Source organism: Bacillota bacterium, from assembly GCA_030705925.1.
Classification (GTDB): Bacteria; Bacillota; Clostridia; order Oscillospirales; family Feifaniaceae; genus JAUZPM01.
Genome location: JAUZPM010000110.1, coordinates 1 through 4099, shown reverse-complemented (window position 1 = coordinate 4099; position 4099 = coordinate 1). Strand labels below are relative to the sequence as shown.

Sequence of the window (4099 nt, the reverse complement as noted above, 5' to 3'; positions counted from 1 at the left end):
CATTTCTTTTGCCATATCAACGTCACGGATACGGGATTCTGCGGACTGCAGGTTTTCAGCTGATGTATCAAGATTGTTGATCTTGTGCTCAAGACGGTTCTGAACAGCGCCGAGGTTTGCACGCTGTGTAGAAACCTTGTTGATAGCGCTGTCGATCGTTGTGATAGCGCTCTTCGCTTCATCACGTGTTGCGACACTTACAATACTATCGATTCCAAGAGCAGAAGAGCTCATATTGCCTATATTGATCTCCATCTCGTCGCCTTCATTTGCCCCGGTCTGGAATGCAGCAGATGAACCTGTTACTGCGAATTGGACATTAGCAGAATTTGTATCAATGCCTGTTCCAGCGGCAAGAGCATCATCCTTAAATGAAATAGTTCCTACTTTCGTAGAACCATCCATGACATCATAGGAGGTGTCAGCCGCAAATTTCACATTGTTTGTACCTGTTGAAACAGTATAATCCTTACCGGTTGAGTGGAGTGTAAATGACTCGGCATGAGTTGAATCTGCAGCCTGATAAGATGTTAAAGTATATGTCCCCGTTGCCATATCACCGGCTGAGATATTAATGTTGTCTGCGAGTGCACGAGCAGCAATAATGTCATCAGTTGTAGACACCGCATTGGAATTGGTTCCCAAAGCGTTCTTGCCAAGCGTACCATCAAGCAGGTTCTTTTTGTTAAATGTAGTCTTTGAAGAAATATCGTCGATTTCTGATGTCAGCTGCTGAAACTCAGATTGCAGTGCATCACGGTCAACATCATCATCGTTTGTGTCAGATGAAGACTGAACGGCAAGCTCTCTCATTCTCTGCAGAATGGAGTGTGTTTCTGTCAATGCGCCTTCAGCTGTCTGAACCATGGATATACCATCCTGTGAGTTCTTTGACGCCATGTTGAGTCCGCTGATCTGTGCTCTCATCTTCTCAGAGATTGCAAGACCTGCAGCGTCGTCGCCGGCTCTGTTGATTCTGTAGCCTGATGACAATTTCTCGACTGATTTTGCTGTGTTGCTGTCATTGATAGTCAGCTGACGCAGCGTGTTCATTGCCATTAAGTTGTTGTTAATACGCATAATTTTTCCTCCATGAATTTTTATTTCTACGGCATCCGTGCCGTAAACCTGTTTCGCCGCATAAAAAATGTCCGGGTCCAGAACAGTTTTATGCGGCTTACATCCATTTTATAATATCGATATCTATTACAAAAACTTTAGATATTTTCCGTAAATATTCTTATTGCTTTATAAAGATTTTAATAGCTGCAAGATCTCTTCGGGCGCCTTATTCGCCTGAGCAAGCATTGCAGTTGACACTTGGCATAAAAGGTTTTCTCTGGCATATTCCATATACTCCTGAGCCATATCAGCATCTGTAATACGGGATTCTGCCGCTTGCAAGTTTTCAGCAGTTGTTTCCAGATTATCAATTTTTGTTTCAAGACGGGTTTGATCTGCTCCAAGTTTTGCCCGCTGAACCGAAACCTTTTCAATCGCATCATCAAGAGCCCCTATAGCTTTTGATGCGCCGTCACGGGTGGCGATGCTGATAGAGCTATCTATGCCAAGTGCTTTTGAACCCATATTACCAATAGAGATTCCCATCTCATCGCCCTCATTAGGTCCGCACTGAACAAACATGTCTTGACCTGTCAATTCAAACGTCAAATCGGATATTTGCTGAACTTCTGAAGAATCCTCAAATTTAAATTTAATAGTTCCTACAATACTGTTACCATTACTTGTATCAACAATATTATATCTTGTTCCCGAAACCCAGTCCTTCCCAGATTCCGGTTCACCAGCATAAACAGCATATGAATTAGAAAATAAAATCTGAGCCGGATCGCTCCCGCTCGCTTCTGAAGTACTTATATAGTCAAACGCTTTCAAATTATTATTAGGATCAATTTCAACCCCTTTTGCAAATTCTTCTAATGCAGAATCAATCGGTACAGTATCCTTAATGCCCACAGTAACCTGCCTGCCAAGATTGCCATTAAGCAGATTTCTGCCATTAAAGTTCGTCTTATCAGCAATATCGTCGATTTCTTTTTGGAGTTCTCCAAACTCAGCTTCAAGAGCCGCCCTGTCAACGCTATCGTCATTAGTGCCATTTGCGGACTGCACAGCAAGCTCTCGCATTCTCTGTAAAATTGAATGTGTCTCATTAAGAGCCCCTTCAGCAGTCTGAACTAAAGAAATCGCATCTTGAGAGTTTCTTGACGCCATATTGAGCCCTCTGATTTGAGCCTTCATTTTTTCAGAAATCGCAAGCCCTGCTGGATCGTCAGCTGCACTGTTGATCCTTTTCCCTGAAGACAGCCTTTGCATAGCCTTTGCGAGACTGTTCTCGTGTAAATTCAATTGTCTCCAAGTATTAAGCGCCATAATGTTATTGTTGATCCTCATAGTTCCCTCCGTGGATAGTCTACTATTGTCAATATCGAAATAAAACATTAGTTTCTTTAGCAAACTTTGTAAATTAAAACAAGAAGAAATTAATTGAGCAAATAACAGTTTTAATAAAATATATTAAAAAAATATACTTTTTTTATATAAAAAACTCCCTATTCGTTAAAATATGTTATAATAGTAAAACAATTTTAGAATCCGACCAAAATTACGCATAATGGCGCAAATGGGAGATGGTTTTATCAGTTGCATTAAATGGGCTCTTGAATGGGCTGGACAAAAAAAATGGAAGCTGATCCTTGCAGTTTCCCTCGTTTTTATCTCGATTTGTATAATGATAATTGAACCATTTATCTTTAAAATTATCATTGACGAAGTACTGGGAAAACACGAGTATGAAAAGCTTATACCGCTGCTTGCCGCCGCAATAGGGGTTGGCGTAACGTATATGCTGATGAAGTACATAATCAGTATTCTTTGCGAGCAGGCATCTCAGCATGCCATATTCGATCTTAAAAGTGATCTTTTCAAGCGTTTGCTTCCGCAGACGAACGAATTCTATCAAACGCATCGTGCTGGTGATCTTATAACGAATATGACGGGAGACATCGATCTTATTCGGCATTTTCTATCTTGGGTGATACCAAAATGGGCTGAATGCATTTTTATGATTGTCATCGTGCTTACAGTTTTTATATCGATAAGCCCGTTATACGCTTTATGCCTCTTCGCTCTTACTCCTTTTACTGTAATATTCGCTATTCAGCTTGCTAAAAATGTGAGGCCGGCATATACAGAAGCACGAAATCAGCTGTCAATTTTAAATACAGTGGTGCAAGAGAATATCAGCGGCAATAGAGTTGTAAAGGCATTTGCGCGGGAAGACTTTGAAATAGAAAAATTCTCTAAGGAAAATAACGAATACAAAGCCCGAAACATCCGAGCAAACTCTATTTGGCTAAAATATAACCCTTTGATCGAATCAATATCAAACCTTTTATCGATAGTGAATCTTGTTGTCGGCGGTATAATGGTTATTTCAGGTAAAATTTCACTTGGCCAGTTAAATATCTTTCTTTCGCTGGCATGGGCGCTCAATGATCCTATGGTACTTGTGGGTTTTGTTGTAAACGATACTCAACGTTTCCTCGCATCAGCCGAAAAGGTTATGGCTCTTTATTATACAGAAAATAAAATCGTTGATGCAGATAACGCAAACGAAGCCGAAACGCTTAAAGGCAACATCGTATTCAAAAACGTAACCTTAAAATACGGAAAAATAAAAGTTCTTGACGATATAAGTTTTGAAATCAAGCCTGGTGAAATTGTCGGATTCATGGGGCCTACCGGTGGAGGTAAAACTTCCCTCGTCAGTCTTATATCGCGATTTATTGATGTCACATCCGGATCGGTTTCTATTGATAATATTGATGTTAAACAATACACTCTTCAAAGTCTGCGCAGGAATATAGCGCTTACGATGCAGGATGTATTTCTTTTTTCCGATACTATTGAATCAAATATTGCTTATGGCGTTCCCGAAGCCTCTATGGACGAAGTGTATGCAGCCGCAAATTGTGCAGACGCTGACAGCTTTATAAGCAATATGCCGGATGGATATGACACTATAGTAGGTGAGCGTGGAACAGGTTTATCCGGCGGACAAAAACAGCGTATATCT

3 protein-coding genes are annotated in these 4099 nt (G+C 40.6%); 1 reads left to right on the top strand and 2 read right to left on the bottom strand.

Annotation, left to right across the window (positions count from 1 at the left end; translation table 11 throughout):
- Positions 1-1080: flagellin (locus Q8865_11135; protein ID MDP4153971.1), on the bottom strand; the 1080-nt coding region annotated here is incomplete at its 3' end.
- Between the two features lie 168 nt (positions 1081-1248).
- Positions 1249-2415 (bottom strand): flagellin, encoded by a 1167-nt coding sequence (locus Q8865_11130; protein ID MDP4153970.1) that lies wholly within the window; start codon positions 2413-2415, stop codon positions 1249-1251.
- A 229-nt stretch (positions 2416-2644) separates the two neighbouring features.
- Here Q8865_11130 and Q8865_11125 point away from each other — a divergent pair.
- On the top strand, positions 2645-4099 hold a 1455-nt coding region (locus Q8865_11125), incomplete at its 3' end, for an ABC transporter ATP-binding protein (protein MDP4153969.1).